The sequence below is a fragment of the Microbispora sp. H10830 genome (assembly GCF_014161375.1).
GTDB classification, from domain to species: domain Bacteria; phylum Actinomycetota; class Actinomycetes; order Streptosporangiales; family Streptosporangiaceae; genus Microbispora; species Microbispora catharanthi.
This window is the reverse complement of record NZ_JABBWX010000003.1, coordinates 401,436-417,492: the sequence shown is the minus strand read 5'-3', so window position 1 is coordinate 417,492 and position 16,057 is coordinate 401,436. Positions and strand designations below refer to the sequence as shown.

The 16,057-nt window shown below is 70.8% G+C and carries 15 protein-coding genes; 6 read left to right on the top strand and 9 right to left on the bottom strand.

Going from position 1 to position 16,057, the window contains the following annotated elements; genetic code table 11:
* The first annotated feature begins 2 nt into the window (after positions 1-2).
* Positions 3-1,343, top strand: a complete 1,341-nt coding sequence (locus HHX35_RS11160; RefSeq protein ID WP_182898751.1) for a DUF58 domain-containing protein — start codon at positions 3-5, stop codon at positions 1,341-1,343.
* Here HHX35_RS11160 and HHX35_RS11155 read toward each other — a convergent pair whose 3' ends face one another.
* The gene (locus HHX35_RS11155; RefSeq protein ID WP_182898750.1) at positions 1,344-2,336 is read right to left on the bottom strand and encodes a stage II sporulation protein M; all 993 of its coding nucleotides are present in this window, start codon (positions 2,334-2,336) and stop codon (positions 1,344-1,346) included. It abuts the gene before it with no gap.
* A 189-nt stretch (positions 2,337-2,525) separates the two neighbouring features.
* Between HHX35_RS11155 and HHX35_RS11150 the strand changes: the two genes are divergently transcribed.
* Positions 2,526-3,407, top strand: coding sequence for an RDD family protein (locus HHX35_RS11150; RefSeq protein ID WP_182898749.1), 882 nt, complete (start codon positions 2,526-2,528; stop codon positions 3,405-3,407).
* A 135-nt stretch (positions 3,408-3,542) separates the two neighbouring features.
* On the opposite strand, the gene HHX35_RS11145 is transcribed toward HHX35_RS11150, so the two are convergent.
* Positions 3,543-4,943, bottom strand: a complete 1,401-nt coding sequence (locus HHX35_RS11145; protein ID WP_259404957.1) for an LVIVD repeat-containing protein — start codon at positions 4,941-4,943, stop codon at positions 3,543-3,545.
* A gap of 170 nt (positions 4,944-5,113) precedes the next feature.
* Here HHX35_RS11145 and HHX35_RS11140 point away from each other — a divergent pair, with 170 nt between their 5' ends.
* Positions 5,114-5,764 (top strand): DUF305 domain-containing protein, encoded by a 651-nt coding sequence (locus HHX35_RS11140; protein WP_310739019.1) that lies wholly within the window; start codon positions 5,114-5,116, stop codon positions 5,762-5,764.
* 95 nt (positions 5,765-5,859) lie between these two features.
* Positions 5,860-6,276 carry a nuclear transport factor 2 family protein gene (locus HHX35_RS11135; RefSeq protein ID WP_182898747.1) on the top strand — a complete coding sequence of 139 codons (417 nt, stop codon included), beginning with the start codon at positions 5,860-5,862 and terminating at the stop codon, positions 6,274-6,276.
* Positions 6,277-6,308: 32 nt separating this feature from the next.
* On the opposite strand, the gene HHX35_RS11130 is transcribed toward HHX35_RS11135, so the two are convergent.
* Both HHX35_RS11130 and HHX35_RS11125 read right to left on the bottom strand, forming a co-directional pair.
* Complete coding sequence (locus HHX35_RS11130; protein WP_182898746.1) at positions 6,309-6,965, bottom strand: response regulator transcription factor; 657 nt, start codon at positions 6,963-6,965, stop codon at positions 6,309-6,311.
* Positions 6,962-8,125, bottom strand: coding sequence for a HAMP domain-containing sensor histidine kinase (locus HHX35_RS11125; protein WP_310739018.1), 1,164 nt, complete (start codon positions 8,123-8,125; stop codon positions 6,962-6,964). Before HHX35_RS11125 ends, HHX35_RS11130 begins: the two co-directional genes overlap by 4 nt.
* A gap of 85 nt (positions 8,126-8,210) precedes the next feature.
* Between HHX35_RS11125 and HHX35_RS11120 the strand changes: the two genes are divergently transcribed.
* A complete protein-coding gene (locus tag HHX35_RS11120) occupies positions 8,211-9,689 on the top strand; it encodes a hypothetical protein (RefSeq protein WP_182898745.1) in 1,479 nt (492 codons plus the stop codon).
* A 14-nt stretch (positions 9,690-9,703) separates the two neighbouring features.
* Here the strand turns inward: HHX35_RS11120 and HHX35_RS11115 are convergent, their stop codons facing one another.
* Positions 9,704-10,960 (bottom strand): adenosylhomocysteinase, encoded by a 1,257-nt coding sequence (locus HHX35_RS11115; RefSeq protein WP_182898744.1) that lies wholly within the window; start codon positions 10,958-10,960, stop codon positions 9,704-9,706.
* Between the two features lie 64 nt (positions 10,961-11,024).
* The gene (gene ahcY / locus HHX35_RS11110) at positions 11,025-12,452 is read right to left on the bottom strand and encodes an adenosylhomocysteinase (RefSeq protein WP_182898743.1); all 1,428 of its coding nucleotides are present in this window, start codon (positions 12,450-12,452) and stop codon (positions 11,025-11,027) included.
* Between the two features lie 168 nt (positions 12,453-12,620).
* Between ahcY and HHX35_RS11105 the strand changes: the two genes are divergently transcribed.
* Positions 12,621-12,953 carry a MerR family transcriptional regulator gene (locus HHX35_RS11105; protein ID WP_142569503.1) on the top strand — a complete coding sequence of 111 codons (333 nt, stop codon included), beginning with the start codon at positions 12,621-12,623 and terminating at the stop codon, positions 12,951-12,953.
* Between the two features lie 45 nt (positions 12,954-12,998).
* On the opposite strand, the gene HHX35_RS11100 is transcribed toward HHX35_RS11105, so the two are convergent.
* From HHX35_RS11100 to HHX35_RS11090, 3 genes are all read right to left on the bottom strand, one after another.
* Complete coding sequence (locus tag HHX35_RS11100; protein WP_182898742.1) at positions 12,999-14,366, bottom strand: DUF6114 domain-containing protein; 1,368 nt, start codon at positions 14,364-14,366, stop codon at positions 12,999-13,001.
* A gap of 11 nt (positions 14,367-14,377) precedes the next feature.
* The gene (locus tag HHX35_RS11095) at positions 14,378-14,971 is read right to left on the bottom strand and encodes a DUF6230 family protein (protein ID WP_182898741.1); all 594 of its coding nucleotides are present in this window, start codon (positions 14,969-14,971) and stop codon (positions 14,378-14,380) included.
* Between the two features lie 131 nt (positions 14,972-15,102).
* Positions 15,103-16,044, bottom strand: coding sequence for a cation diffusion facilitator family transporter (locus HHX35_RS11090; RefSeq protein ID WP_139573361.1), 942 nt, complete (start codon positions 16,042-16,044; stop codon positions 15,103-15,105).
* Positions 16,045-16,057 lie beyond the last annotated feature (13 nt).

The following is a 16,057-nucleotide window of genomic DNA, read 5'->3' as shown; positions in this document are numbered from 1 at the left end:
GCGTGGCGCTGACCGGACGCGCGGGACTGCTCGCCGCCCTCGCCGCGATCGTCGTGCTCCTCGCTCCCGAGCCCGGCCTGGTCGTGCTGGCCGCCGCGCTCGTGCTCGCCACGCTCGTGGCGGCCGACCTGCTGCTCGCGGGCGCCGTACGCGGGCTGCGCTTCCAGCGCGACGGCGAACGGCGGGTGCGGCTCGGGCAGTCGGCGGCGATCGGCCTCGTCGTGGACAACCCGGGCCCGCGGCGGGTCCGGGGCGTGCTGCGCGACGCCTGGCAGCCTTCGGCCGGGGCCGCTCCGCGCCGGGTGACGCTCGACGTGCCGGCCCGCGAGCGGCGGCGCCTGGTCACGACGCTGACGCCCACCCGCAGGGGCGACCGGGAGGCCGTCGCCGTGACGGTCCGCTCGGTCGGGCCGTTGGGCCTGGCGGCGCGGCAGCGGACGTTCCACGTGCCGTGGGCCGTCAGGGTGCTGCCGCCGTTCCTCAGCCGCAGGCATCTGCCGGCGCGGCTGGCCCGGCTGCGCGAGCTCGACGGACGCCATCCGGCGCTGGTGCGCGGCCAGGGCACCGAGTTCGACTCGCTGCGTGAGTACGTCGTGGGCGACGACGTCCGCTCGATCGACTGGCGGGCGAGCGCCCGGCGCAGCGACGTCGTCGTGCGCACCTGGCGGCCCGAGCGCGACCGCAGGGTGCTGATCGTGCTCGACACGGGGCGCACCTCGGCGGGCCGGGTCGGCGTGGCCCCTGTCGGTGTGGCACCGGCCGGCGGTGACCGATCCTCCGGCTGGCCTCGTCTGGACTGGTCGATGGACGCCGCGCTGCTGCTGGCCGCGCTCGCCGCGCGGGCCGGCGACCGCGTCGACTTCCTCGCCTACGACCGGGGCGTGCGGGCCCAGGTGTCCGGCGCGTCGCGCACGGAACTGCTGTCGTCGCTGGTCGACGCGATGGCGCCGATCGAGGCGGAGCTGGTCGAGGCCGACGCCGCCGGGATGGTGGCGGCCGTGCTGTCCAGGGCCAGGCGGCGCTGCCTGGTGGTGCTGCTGACCGACCTGAACGCCACGGCCATGGAGGAGGGGCTGCTGCCCGTGCTACCCAGCCTGTCGTCCCGGCACATGGTTGTGGTGGCCTCGGTCGCCGATCCACGCGTGGCCGGCATGGCGGCCGGGCGCGGCACCGCCGAGGCCGTCTACGACGCCGCGGCGGCCGAGCGGCTGCGCGGCGAGCGGCGTGAGATCACCGCGGTGCTGCGCCGCCACGGCGTGGAGGTCGTGGACGCCCTGCCCGAGGACGTCGCCCCCGCGCTCGCGGACGCGTATCTGGCTCTGAAGGCCACCGGCCGGCTCTGATCAGGCTGTCGGGGCGAGGTCGGGAGCGTGCTCGATGTCCCCCGTCTCGTTCGCGCGTTCCGCCCGGCGGCCGAAGACGATCACGTACGCGAGGAAGAGCGCCTCCGCGAGCGCGCCGATCGAGATGCGCGCCCAGGTCGGCAGGCCCGACGGGGTGACTCCCGCCTCGATGAGCCCGGAGACGAGCAGCACCACGACCAGGCCGAGCGCGACGCTCATCACGGCCCTGCCCTGCTCGGCCAGCGCCTCAGCGCGCCGCCTCGGGCCGGGGTCGATGGCCGTCCAGCCCAGCCGCAACCCCGCGGCCGCCGCCAGGAAGACCGCGGTCAGCTCCAGCATGCCGTGCGGCAGGATCAGGCCCCAGAACACGTCCGCCTTGCCGTGCGAGTGCATCAGGCCGCCCATGAGCCCCACGTTGGCCGCGTTCTGGAACAGGATCCAGGGGATGGGCAGGCCGAGCAGGATCGCCGACACCACGACCTGCATGGACAGCCAGGCGTTGTTCAGCCACACGTGGCCGGCGAACGACGCCGCCGGGTTCTCCGAGTAGTAGTCGGCGAAATCGTGCTCGACGATCTGCCGGATCTCCTCGGGTGTGCCGATGAGGCTCTGCACGGCGGGATCGCGCGCCACCCACACGCCCATGACGTACGCGATCGCGAGCGAGGCCACCGTGACGCCGAGCCACCACCGGCGCGCCCGGTAGGCCACCACGGGGAACGACACCGTGAAGAATCGGGCGACCTCCCTCCAGGCCGGGCTGTGGGCGCCCGTGACGGCCGAGCGCGCCCTCGCCACCAGCGCCGACAGGCGCCCGACGAGAAGTGCGTCGGACGACCCCGACCGCACGATGGACAGGTGGGTCGCCGCCCGCTGGTAGAGCTCGACCAGCTCGTCGACCTCCGCGCCGCGCAGCCTGCGCTGCCGCCGCACGAGGTCGTCCAACCGGTCCCAGGACGGCTTGCTCGCGGCGACGAACGCATCGATGTCCACGGATCGGACCTTATCGGCGGGAGCCGCGAGGTGCGCGGCCGTGTCTGGACTGAGGAGCGCGCGGGAGCGCAGCGACCAAGCGGCGACGAGGGAAGTGCTCATCGCGCGCCTTCGGCACGACCACGGGCCTGTGGGCGCCTGAGCCGCCGTGCCGAAGGCGCGGCAATCAAACACAGTAGGGTGCGCAGTGTGTCCGAAGTCGTGACCGGCGAGGCGGTTGTCGTAGAGGTTCGCGTCGCCCAGCTTCCCAGCCGCGCCCTGGCCTTCCTCATCGACTGGGCCGTCCAGTGGGCCGTGATCATCCTGGCCGTCGTGCTGGTCGCGCAGGCATCCCTGGTGACCGACGAGTCGCTGGCCACCGGCCTGCTCATCCTGTTCGTCGTGCTGGTCACGGTGGGCTATCCGGTCGCGTTCGAGACGATCACCAGGGGCCGCTCGCTGGGCAAGCTCGCCCTCGGCCTGCGCGTGGTGAGCGACGACGGCGGGCCGGAGCGCTTCCGGCAGGCGCTGTTCCGCGGGCTCGCCGGATTCCTGGAGTTCTGGACGTTCGTCGGCGCTCCCGCGCTCATCACGTCACTCCTCAACCAGCGTGGCAAGCGCCTCGGGGACGTCTTCGCGGGGACGACCGTCATCGGGGAGCGTTCGCCGCACCAGGCCCCGCCGCCGGAGATGCCTCCGTCGCTCGCGTCGTGGGCCGCGACGCTGGAGCTGTCCGGGCTGTCCGACGACCTGGCCAACACCGCCCGGCAGTACCTGTCCCGGTGGCACGACCTCAGCCCGCGGACGCGGGACGAGATGGGGCTGCGCGTGGCCGGGCGGATCAGCGCACAGGTGGCGCCGCCGCCCCCGCCCGGCGTTCCGCCGTACGCCTATCTGGCCGCCGTGCTGGCCGAACGCAGGCGCCGTGAGGAGATGCGGCTCGCCCGGGCTCGTTCCACGCCCCCGCCGTACGGCCCGCAGGGATACGGCCCGCAGGGGTACGGCGTGCCGACGCCGGCCCCGCCGCGGGAGGCGGGACCGCCGCGCGGAGAGGCTCCGACGACATCGGGAGGATTTGTTCCCCCTATTTAGGTGTAGACCCCGATTTGCGGGGCACCTGTGGTCATTGCAGGTCATGGGGCGTACCTGCAGTGGGGTTGAGGCGGGCATCGCCGGTGCGTTGAGGGAGAGGCCGCACCGGAGATGCCCGCCTCCGTGTCTGAGTGGCTAATGCCTGCCGTGCTCGCGGTACGAGCCCTGGCTCTGCACGTTGAGGATGTCCGTCTTCACGCTCTTGGCCTGGTTCGTACGCGGGTCGTCGATCCTCAGGACGTCGAGTCCCTTGTTGAAGTCGCTGCCGTAGATGTAGCCGTTGTAGTAGTAGGCCGACCAGAAGCCGCCGCTCAGCGGCTGTGACCACGGGCCGCGCTCGAAGTAGCCGATCTCCTGCGGGTGCGCGGAGTCGGTGAAGTCCCAGATGGAGACGCCGCCCTGGTACCACGCCTGCACCATGATGTCGCGGCCCTTGACCGGGATCAGCGAGCCGTTGTGCGCGACGCAGTTCTCGGTGTCGGCCTGGTAGCGGCCGATCTTGAAGTAGCTCCTGAAGGTGAGCTTGTTGCCGGGAGCGATGTCGTAGACGGCATCGGCGCCGCGGTTCGGGCCGATCGCCTCGTTGCAGGTCGCCGCGCCGCCGCCGCCGAGCTCGTCGGTGAAGACCACCTTGGTGCCGTCGTTGTTGAACGTCGCCGAGTGCCAGAAGGCGAAGTTCTCGTCGTCGCGGACGACGTCGAGGACCTTCGGATGCTCGGGGTCACGGATGTCCATCAGGATGCCGTCGCCCATGCAGGCGCCCGCCGCCAGGCCCTTCTCCGGGTAGGCGGTGATGTCGTGGCAGCCGGTCGTCGCGGACGTGCCGTAGGGGTAGGGCTGCTTGTCACCCGGGTTGCCGCCGTCCGGGAACAGCACGGGCGCCGCCACGACGGACGCGGCGGTGGGGTTCTCGAGCGGGACCTTGATGATGGAGATCAGGTCGTGCGGCGGCTGACAGTCGGGGAAGGCCGCCGACGGGCTGTAGGAGGAGACGTAGATGTAGACGTTCTCGCCCCTCTTGTCCGGCACGAGGGTGTGGGTGTGGGACCCGCAGTTCGTCTCCACCGACTTGATGTACTTCGGGTTCGCCTTGTCGCTGACGTCGAAGATGCGGACGCCCTCCCACGACTCCTTGACCGACGCCGGCTGGGCCGTGCTGGCGCACGAGTCGTTGTTGCGGGAGGAGTCGACGGACCCGAACAGCAGGTCGCCGTACACGGACATGTCCATCTGGGAGCCGGGGCACACCACCGAGCTCACCACCGCGGGCCGCTTCGGGTTCCCGATGTCGAAGATCGTGAACCCGCCGTAGTTGCCGACGTAGGCGTAGTCGCCCTGGAAGGCCATGTCGGTGTTGATGGTGCCCGTCAGGGCGGCCGGGGTCGGGACGTTCGCGACGTGCGTGACGTTCGGGCTCATCGCGATCTCGTCCGGGGCCAGCACGTCGGCGGCCTGTGCGGGACCTGCGGACAGGGCCAGGACGACCGCCGCTCCTGCCACGGCCAGCGCACGACCGCTGCGGCGTAAGGTGAACAACTCGCTGTCCTCCATATAAGAGGGAGATAAATGATCAGATCGTCACCTTTGACAGGGATGTCCCGCCAGTCGTCAATCTGTCAAGAAAACTGGCACATGTCGCCCTTTGACCTGTTGCCCATGTCGGGTTAGCGTCGTGATCTCCATACGCTCCGTGACAGGGAGGCAGGGTGCGAATCGCATGGCAGGGCGGGGCGCGACCGGGGCTCGTCCTCATAGCCGGTGCCGCGTTCTTCCTGAGCGCCTGCGCGGAGGACGTACGCGAGAGTGCCCCCGTCTCGACCGCCCCCGTGATCGCGCCCGGCCGGCCCGGCGAGGAGGCCAGGACCCTGAGCCCCGCCGAGGCCGCCACCGCGGTCCCCTCGCCCACGATCAACGCGGCCGACGTGCGGTATGTCCAGGACATGATCGTCCATCACCGGCAGGCGCTGGACATGGCGGCCCTGGCGGCCTCACGGGCCTCCTCCGCCAAGCTGAAGGCGCTCGCGGCCCGCATCCATGACGTGCAGGAGCCGGAGATCCGCGTCATGACGTCCTGGCTCGACCGGGAACGCCTCCCGCGGCCCGACCACCACGCCAACCACCACGACATGCCGGGCATGGCCACCCCGGAGCAGATGAGCGCGCTCAGGGCGGCGTCCGGCGTCACGTTCGACGGTCTGTTCCTCCAGATGATGGTCGCCCACCACGAGGGCGCCATCACGATGGCCACCCGCGCGCTCACCGAGGGCTCGCATCTCACCGTCGAGCAGTGGGCCACCGACGTGATCGCCGAACAGACCGCCGAGATCCGGCGGATGCGCGAGATGCAGGGGACCTGACCTTTTCCGCGCTTCACCTCGCCGGTCGCACGTCACCGGTCGCGTTACCTCACTGGTCATCGACGCGTCGCGCCAGAGTCCGCGAGAGTTGCGGCATGAGTAGTGACACTTATGACGTCGTGGAAGAGTTGCTGCGCCGGATGGCGGAAGGCGATCACGACCGTACGGCGGAGCTGTTCGCCGAGCCCGTCGACTGGCGGCTCTCCTGGCCCGCCGAGGGGCATTCGGCGGTTCCCTGGATCCGGCCCCGGTCCAGCCGGGCCGAGGTGGCCGACCATTTCCGGTCGCTGGAGGCCCATCATGTGCCCGAACTCAACGGCACATCCGTGACGCGGATCCTGGTCGACGGGACGCACGCCGTCGTGCTCGGAGAGATCGCACAGACGGTCCGGGCCGGAGGCACCGCCTACACCTCGCCTTTCGCGCTGCACCTCAGCGTCGAAGACGGGCTCGTCACCCGCTATCACATCTACGAGGACAGCCTTACTGTCGCGCGAGCTCTCAGCGCCTGAGACGCCACGCCGTTCGCCCTGCACGACAAGGCTCAGGCGAGCCGATACCCCACGCCCGGTGTCGTCGTGACGACCGGCGGCTCGCCGAGCTTGCGGCGCAACCGCCCCATCGTCACGGTCACCGTGTTGGTGAACGGGTCCGCGTTCTCGTCCCAGACCTGCTCCAGCAGAGCCTCCGTGCTGAGGAAGCCGGGACTCGCCCGCATCAGCGCCTGCAGCAGGGCGAACTCCTTCACGGAAAGGTTCAGCTGCCGGCCGTCGCGCACCGCGGTCCGGCGCACCGGGTCCAGCTCGATCCCGGCGGCGTGCAAGGTCCGCGGCCGCGCGTTCGGCCTGCGGCGGGCCAGCGCCTGGATACGCAGGATCAGCTCCGGGAAGTGGAACGGCTTGACGAGGTAGTCGTCCGCGCCGAGGGTCAGACCGCTGACGCGGTCGTCGGGTGTCCCGGCCGCGGTCAGCATCAGCACCATCGGGCGGTCCGGCCGCTCGGTGATCATCTGGCACAGCGCGTCGCCGTGCAGGCCGGGCAGGTCGCGGTCCAGGACCACCACGTCGTACGCCGTGAGGTCCAGTTTGGCGGCGGCGGACAACCCGTCGTGGCTGATGTCGACGGCCATCCCCTGGTCGCGCAGGCCCTCGGCGACGACCTCGGCGAGCGACCGCTCGTCCTCGACGACCAGGATCCTCACGGCCGCACCTCGGCCGGGACCGGGACGTACGGCAGCGCGATCGACACTCGCAGGCCGCCCTCCGGCCGGGCGAGCAGTTCGAGCCGCCCGCCGTGAGCCGCCGCGATCGCCGCCACGATGGACAGTCCGAGGCCGGAGCCGTTCTCGGATCCGGTCCGATCGGCGCCGAGCCGCTCGAAGGGCCGCGCGAGCCGGTCCACGTCCCGCTGGTCGAGTACGCGTCCGCCGGTCTGCACGACGAGCCGGACCTCGGCGCCCTCCCGGAAGGTCTCCACCTGGATCCAGCCGTCCTCCTCGTTGTGCGCCACGGCGTTGTCGATCACGTTCTCCACCATCCGGGTAAGCAGGGCGGTATCGCCCCGGGTGAGCATGCCGGGCCGCAGATCCTCGGTCACGCTCAGCCGTCTCGCCGCGATCCCGGCGCCGCGGTCGCTCACCGCCTGCGCGACCAGCCGGGCCACGTCGACCTCAGCGGCGCCGTCGAGCGTGCCGTGCTGCGCGCGGGCCAGCATGAGGAAGCCGTCGAGCAGCTGATCCACGCGGTCCAGCTGCGTACGCAGCCGGTCGCCCAGGGCGAGCGTCTGCGGCGCCACATCGGGCTTGGCCACCGCGACGTCCACCGACGCCCGCATGGTCGCCAACGGGGTCCGCAGCTCGTGTGAGGCGTTGGCGACGAACCGGCGCTGGGCGGCGAAGGACGCCTCCAGCCGCTCCAACAGGCCGTCGATGGTGTCGGCCAGGTCCTTCACCTCGTCCGCCGGGCCGCTGACGCCCAGCCGCTGGTCAAGGTTGTCGGCGGAGATGCGCCGGGTCGCCGCCGTGATCACCCGCAGCGGGCGCAGCACCCGGCGGGCGAGCGCCCGGCCGGCCAGCACGGAGACGACCGCCATCACCGTCAGCGCGAGCAGGGAGCCGATCAGCAGCTGCCGGGAGTGCTGCGCGTTCACCTCGGCCAGTTGCTCCTGCAGATGGCGAACCTGCTGGTGTATCCCGTCCGTGCCGCCGTCGGCGGGTGGTCGCAGGCCCGCGGGGGCGCTGGACCTTCCCCCGCCGGCGAGCAGGAAGGTGAGAGCCAGCAGCCCGATTCCGGACATGAGGAACACTCCGGCGTACAAGATCGTGAACCGGAGTCCCACGGTCCCGCTGCGCAGCCTTATCACGCCTCCAGGATGCCCGGCCGGACCTAACAACAGGGTGACAGGAGCGCTTCTGATGGTGTTAGGCCCGCCCCCGTAGAACGACGGCATGCTCACCCGAGAACTTCTTCACCGGGAATGGACGGCCTTCCGCCGCCCCGCCCGGCTGATCGCCCTGGCCGCGGCGGCCCTCGTCGTGATCGCCGCCGGCCTGCTCTACGCCTTCGGCAGCCAGACGTCCTGCGACGGGCCCTGCCCGAGGGACGGAATCGCCGCGGACGGGTCGGTGGTCGGCGACCAGTTCTGGTTCCTGCACCACGACCTCGGCCCGCGGGGCTCCATCACCGTACGGATGACCTCGATGACCGGCACGATCACCTACCCTCCGCCCAACCACGACAAGATCGTCTCGGGCCTGGTGCCGTGGGCGAAGGCCGGGATCATCGTCAAGGACGGCGTCCGGCAGGGCTCCTCCTATGCGGCGCTCATGATGACCGGCGGCCACGGCGTGCGGATGCAGTACGACTACCGCAACGACATCGCCGGGAGCGCGGGCGGCCTCTCGCCGCGATACCCGCGCTGGCTGCGCCTGACGCGGTCCGGCGACACCGTCACTGGTGCCGAATCGGCCGACGGCCGGATTTGGCACACCGTCGGGACGGTGAAACTGGCCGGTCTCCCGGAGACGGCGCAGGTCGGGTTGTTCGCCGCGTCCCCCGGCGACCTCACGCTGCGGAAGGTCGGATTGGGCGGAGCGGTCGAGGAGGTCCGCTTCACCCAGGCCACCGGCGTCTTCGATCACGTCACCCTGGCGGGCGCGTCCGCCGGCGCCTGGCGCAGCGAGGCCGTCGGCGAGATGAACCACACCGACTGGGAGAAGTACCACAACGCATCCGGCGTGGTGGAGAAGGACGGCGTCATCACCGTGAGCGGGACCGGTGACATCGGCCCGAGCGGGAGCGAGGGCGAGAGCACCGTCGAGAGGTTGCTGTCCGGCCTGGTGATCGCACTGATCATCGTCGTCGTCCTGACCGCCCGATTCGGCGCCCGGGCCGGCACATCGGCGTCTCGCCGCGTTCTGGCCGCCCGGGCTGTGGTGGTCGGCGCCGCGACCTTCGTGACCGGGATCGCCGCCGTCGGGGTGGTCCTGCCGGCCGGTGTCGCGATCCTGGGCGGCAACGGCGTCCCCGTGCAGCCGGTCTCTCCGCTGACCGGCGTCCGGGTCGTCGTCGGGATCGCGGCGGTGCTCGCGCTCTGCGGTGTCCTGTCGTACGGGCTCGGCGTCCTGCTGCGGCGTGGCTGGGCGGCCGTCGTCCTCGCGCTGTCGCTCGTCGCCGTGCCCTACGCGGTGACCGCGGTCCCGTTCCTGCCCGACGTCGTGTCGCGATGGCTGCTGCGGCTCACCCCGGCAGCGGGCTTCGCCGTCAAGCAGACGGCGGTGGAGTATCCGCAGGTGATCGCCCACTACGCGCCGTCCGCCGGATACTTCCCGCTCCCCGGCTGGGCCGGCTTCGCCGTGTTGTGCGCGTACACGCTGGCGGTGGTGTGGCCGGCCGTGAAGCGCAGGCCGGGCGACCGGCCGATGTGACGGCCGCGGCGGCCTCAGGACCCGAGGCGCCAGGAGTGGAGATACTCCTCCTGCTCGTCGGTGAGCGCGTCGATCGAGATCCCGGCGGCGGCGAGCTTCAGGCGGGCCACCTCGGCGTCGATGTAGGCCGGGACGTCGTACACGCCGGGAGCCAGCCGGACCGACTCCCGGACCAGCCATGCGACGGCGAGGGCCTGGGCGGAGAACGACATGTCCATCACCGCGGCCGGGTGCCCCTCCGCGGCGGTCAGGTTCACCAGGCGCCCCTCGGCGAGCAGCAGCAGCCTGCGGCCGTCCTCCAGGACGTACTCGTCGGTGTTGGGCCTGATTCCGAAGCGCACCTCGCGCGCCATCTCCTCCAGTGCCCGTACGTCGATCTCGACGTCGAAGTGGCCCGCGTTCGCGAGGATCGCGCCGTCCTTCATCGCGGCCATGTGCTCGGCGCGGATGACGTCGCGGTTGCCGGTGACGGTCACGAACACGTCGCCGGTCTCGGCGGCCAGGCTCATCGGCCGTACGTCGTAGCCCTGCAGGGCGGCGTCGAGGGCCTTGACCGGGTCGATCTCGGTGACGATGACCCGCGCGCCGAGGCCCTTGGCCCGCTCCGCGACGCCCCGGCCGCAGAAGCCGAAGCCCGCCACGACCACGGTTCGGCCCGCCAGCAGGACGTTGGTGGCCCGCATGATGCCGTCGAGCGTCGACTGGCCGGTGCCGTAACGGTTGTCGAACATCCGCTTGGTCCGGGTGTCGTTCACCGCGACCATCGGGAAGCGCAGCGCGTTCTCCGAGGCCATCTGGCGCAGCCGGATGATCCCGGTCGTGGTCTCCTCGCAGCCGCCGATGACGCCGTCGAGGAGTTCGACCCGCTCGGTGTGCAGGGTGTTGACGAGGTCGCATCCGTCGTCGAGCACGACGTTCGGCGCGATGTCGAGCGCCCGGTGGATGTGCCGGTAGTAGGTCGCCTTGTCCACCCCGGCGCGGGCGTGCGCGGCGATGCCGTACGTTCTCAGCGCCTCGGCGACGTCGTCCTGGGTGGACAGGGGGTTGGACGCGGCCAGGGCGATCTGGGCGCCGCCCTCCCGCAGCGCCCCGAGGAGCACCGCCGTCTCGGCGGTCACGTGCAAGCAGGCGGCGATGCGCAGGCCGTCGAGCGGCCGGTCTACGCCGAAACCGGCGCCGATCGCCTGGAGGACGGGCATCGACCGGGCCGCCCACTCGATGCGCCGCTCTCCGGCCTCCGCGATGTCCGCCGCGATGTCCGGCTGAATCACGCCGTCTGCCTCCTGACGGGGGGCGCGGGCCGGGCCCACGCCCCCGTCGTCGTGCGAGTGACCGTCAGTAGCGGTAGTGGTCCGGCTTGTACGGGCCCTCGACGTCGACGCCGATGTACTCCGCCTGCTTCTTGCTCAGGGTGGTCAGCTTCACGCCGAGCGCGTCGAGGTGGAGGCGGGCGACCTTCTCGTCGAGGTGCTTGGGCAGCACGTACACGCCGACCGGGTAGTCGTCGGTCTTCGTGAACAGCTCGAGCTGGGCGATGACCTGGTTGGTGAACGAGTTCGACATGACGAACGAGGGGTGGCCGGTGGCGCAGCCGAGGTTCATCAGGCGGCCCTCGGCGAGCACGATGATCGAGTGCCCGTCGGGGAACACCCACTCGTCGACCTGCGGCTTGATGTTGATCTTCTTGATGCCCGCGATGCGGCCCAGGCCGGCCATGTCGATCTCGTTGTCGAAGTGGCCGATGTTGGACACGATCGCCTGGTGCTTCATCTGCGACATGTGCTCGGCGCTGATGATGCCGTAGTTGCCGGTGCAGGTGACGAAGATGTCCGCGATGCCGACGACCTCCTCCAGGGTGGTGACCTGGAAGCCGTCCATGGCGGCCTGGAGCGCGCAGATCGGGTCGATCTCGGTGACGATGACGCGGGCGCCCTGACCGCGGAGCGCGTCGGCGCAGCCCTTGCCCACGTCGCCGTAGCCGCAGACCACGGCGACCTTGCCGCCGATCAGCACGTCGGTGGCGCGGTTGAGGCCGTCGATCACCGAGTGGCGGCAGCCGTACTTGTTGTCGAACTTCGACTTGGTCACCGAGTCGTTGACGTTGATCGCCGGGAAGAGGAGCGTGCCGGACTTGTGCATCTCGTAGAGGCGGTGCACACCGGTCGTGGTCTCCTCGGTGACGCCCTTGATGTCCTCGGCCACGCGGGTCCACCACTTGTCCTCGGAGACCGTGCGGCGGAGCGTGTCGAGGATGACCGCCCACTCCTCGGGGTCGTCCTCACCGGCGACCGGCACGGCGCCGGCCTTCTCGAACTCCACGCCCTTGTGCACGAGCAGCGTGGCGTCGCCGCCGTCGTCCAGGATCATGTTGGGGCCGGAGCCGTCGGGCCAGCGGAGGGCCTGCTCGGTGCACCACCAGTACTCCTCGAGCGTCTCGCCCTTCCAGGCGAAGACCGGGACACCGGAGGGGTTGTCCACCGTGCCGTTCGGGCCGACGACGACCGCGGCGGCGGCGTGGTCCTGGGTGGAGAAGATGTTGCAGCTCACCCAGCGGACGTCGGCGCCGAGCGCGACCAGCGTCTCGATCAGCACGGCGGTCTGGATCGTCATGTGCAGCGAGCCCATGATCTTCGCGCCGCGCAGCGGCTGCGCCGCGGCGTACTCCTTGCGGGTCGCCATGAGGCCCGGCATCTCGTGCTCCGCGAGGCGGATCTCTTTGCGGCCGAATTCCGCAAGCGTAAGGTCGGCGACCTTGAAGTCCATGAGTGTCTCCTCCGTTGTCCGTCGGTGCGAGTTTAGGCGTCGCCGACGCAGGAACGCATACGCAGGCCCGCGAACCTGACACAAGAATGTGAGATTCCCTCGCCGACGGGTGCCGGAGGGCCGCAGGACTGTCTAGCGTGGACCCCAGGAACGGGGACCGGAGGCACGATGCGCATCACCGAGGCGGCCAGGCGGCTCGGCATGTCCCCCCGGATGTTGCGCTACCGGGAGGCTCTCGGCCTGCTGCCGCCCGTGCGGGACAAGGGCGCCCACCGGCGCTTCGGGCCCGACGAACTGGAGGCGGTGCGCCAGGCGACGGAGCTGGAGCGGCGGTTCGACGTCTCGCCGGCCGAACTGGCCTTCGCGCTCCGCGCGCTGTCCGAGCCCGCGGTCGCCCAGGCCGTACGCGACCTCGGCGTGCGCATCGGGCGAATCCAGGCGCCGCGCCGGGCGCTCGACTTCGAGAAGGAGAAGGCCCTGCGACTGCTGCGGCACCGGTGAGCCAGGCGCTCGGGGATCAGGCGCTCGAAGTCAGGCGCTCGGAGGTCAGGCGCCGACCACGAGGTGCAGGTCGTCCGCCCGCAGGGAGTCGGCCGTGACGTACGGCTGCTCGCTGACGATGTCGGTCATCGTCAGCGGGACGTTCAGCGACGGCACCAGTTTGAGTGCCCTGACCAGCAGGTTCGGGTGATCGGCCGTGAACTCCTGCGGCACGCCGAGGAGCTTGGCGGTCATCTTCGTCGTGCAGATCACCACGTTGCCCTCGAAGGTGAACGTGCTGCCGGTCAGCGTCGTCGGGCCCATGGTCTGCTGGGGCTGCTCCAGCACGGCCTTGTCCATGGTGAAGCGGAGCATCTTGACGGTTCCGGTCGCGGTGGGCATCTCGACCACGCCGGTGAACTTCATCCCGGTCATGGTCAGCGAGGGCGCGCGGACGGCGGCCGTCTCGGTCGCGACCGTCACCGCTCCATGCGCGGAGGAGCCCCCTGGCTCGTCCTGGCCGTCCTCCCCCGGCGACGGCGAGGGACTCCTCCTACCGGTGAGCGATCCCACGGCGTCCTTCAGGTTCGTGGGCAGGGTCGTCGGCAGGGTCGTGGGGACCGCGCTGGGCAGGACGCCGTGGAGGACGTCGGACAGGCCGCTGGGAACGGCGCTCGGGACGACACCGGGCAGGAGGGAACCGCCCTGCCCGCCCGGCCCGGGGTCCTCCCGCGCCATGCCCGTCCCGGCCGCCAGGATGACGGGCAGCACGGCGATGGCCAGCGCCTTGGCCGCGGGACCGGGACCCGTGTCGCCCCGCCCGCCGCCGTCCGGACGTACGCCACCGTCGTCAGGGCCGTCATCGGGGCTCTCGCCGGAGTCGCCGGGGCCGTCCTCGCGCTTGTCGGAGGAAGGATCGGCCTCGCGGCGGACGCGGGCGACCAGGATGCGCGGGCCCTCGCCCGCGGGTTTCACGGGCTGCTGCGGCCGGGTGACCTCCTGAAGCTCGTCCCCGCTGACCACCCGGCGCTCGGTGAAGGTGATTCCCGCTTCCGCCGGCGCACGCGGTGCGGCGGGCTCGATCGGCGCGGCACCGGCCTCGGTGGTCTCCGCGGGCGCCCAGGCCACCGCGAGCGCGCCTCCGACCAGGCCGAGCAGCATGCCGATCAGAAAGCCGCCCAGGTTGGCGTAGACGAACGACGCGATCGAGACCAGTACGGCGACCACACCGAGGAAGGCCCGCTGGCCGGGCTGGAGCCAGATCATCAGGCCCAGAATGATCAGCACCAGCGCGATCAGGTAGGTGGCGCCGACCGTGCCCGACTGGATGACGAGCGGCAGGGCCTGGGTCGCGAACGGGATGCTCAGCAACTCCAGGCCGGCCGCGAGCACCAGCAGCCCGCCCCAGAACGGCCGTGACCGCCGCCATTTCACCGGCCGCTCCATCAGAAGCACTCGTGCGCGCCAGGCTCCACGGCCAGCTTCAGCCCAGGCAGCTTGAACGTGGCCGCGTTGACCGCCCAGGAGACCTGCCGGAAGTCCTTGATGGTGACCCCTGAGGCCTGCTGGCCGAACATCCCCGCCGCGCCCTGGCCGTCGGGCACCTGGTCGAGGGAGCTCGCGTCGCGGCCCGCCTCCAGCTTCGTGAAGACCGCGTTGCCCTCGATCTGGGTGGCGTCGACGATCATGTTCTCGGCGGTCACCGGGTCCTTTCCGGTGCCGGCCGTGATCCGGATGGTCACGGCGCCGACGGGCGACTTCACCAGCACCGTCTGGCACATGTTGGTCAGGGTGGCCCTGCGGATGCCGGAGACGGCGACCGGGATCTTCTGGCCCTTCTTGTTCTCGACCGTGCTGCCGTACTGCACGAAGCCCTGGCCCTGCAGCGTGTCCGCGGAGACCTTGAAGGTGTCACCCGAGACCACGAACGACGCGCCGATCGCCCCCTCGGCGGTCGCGCCGACCAGCACGGAGGCGACCGCGAGCGCGGGCACGAAGACGAGGGCGAATCGTTTCCACCGCACGCGTCCCTGAATCATGAGTCACCTCCGGGGGTAAACCAGCCGTAATGTAAGGGTAAAGTTACCGACCGGTACCGCCCGCGTTGAAGTGACTGTGCATCACATTTCAATTACGGTGCGCAAGGAAATACGGCTCCCCGTAACGGGGGTTATGCGCCGGCGTGCTGCTCCGAGGCCGCGTCCGCCCGGTAGAGGTCCGGCTCCAGGTAGATCACCCTGGCCATCGGAACCGCCTCGCGGATGCGCCGTTCGGCCTCGTCGATGCCTCGCGCCACCTCGCCGGCGGTGTCGTCGTGCTCCACCGCGATCTTTGCGGCGACCAGCAGCTCCTCCGGGCCGAGGTGCAGGGTGCGCAGGTGGATGACCCGGCTGACCTCGGGGGCGGCTTCCAACGCGGCGCAGATCTTGTCCTCCACCTCGGGCGTCGCGCTCTCGCCGATCAGCAGCGACTTGGTCTCGGTGGCCAGGATGATCGCGATCACCGCGAGCAGCAGGCCGATGACGAGGCTGCCCACGCCGTCCCACGCGCCGTTGCCGGTGACCACGGCCATCGTCACGCCGAACAACGCGAAGACCAGGCCGAGCAGCGCGCCGAAGTCCTCCAGCAGCACCACCGGAAGTTCGGGGGCCTTCGCCCTGCGGATGAACGCCACCCAGGAGTGGTCGCCCTTGAGCGCGCTCGACTCCTTGATGGCCGTGCGGAACGAGAAGCCCTCGGCGACGATCGCGAAGATCAGCACCGCGAAGGCCCAGACCGGCGACTCCACGGGCTGCGGGTCGGCGATCTTGTGCCAGCCCTCGTACAGGGAGAACAGGGCACCGATCGTGAACAGCACCACGGCCACCACGAACGCGTAGAAGTAGCGCTCCCGGCCGTAGCCGAAGGGGTGCTTGCGGGTCCTCCCCTTGGCGGCGCGCTTGCCGCCGAGCATCAGCAGCGCCTGGTTGCCGGAGTCGGCCACGGAGTGGACCGACTCGGCGAGCATCGAGGACGACCCGGTGAACAGGAACGCCACGAACTTCGCCACGGCGATCGCGAGATTGGCGCCGAGCGCCGCGAGGATCGCCTTGGTACCGCCACCCGCACTCACGTTGAACTCCTCA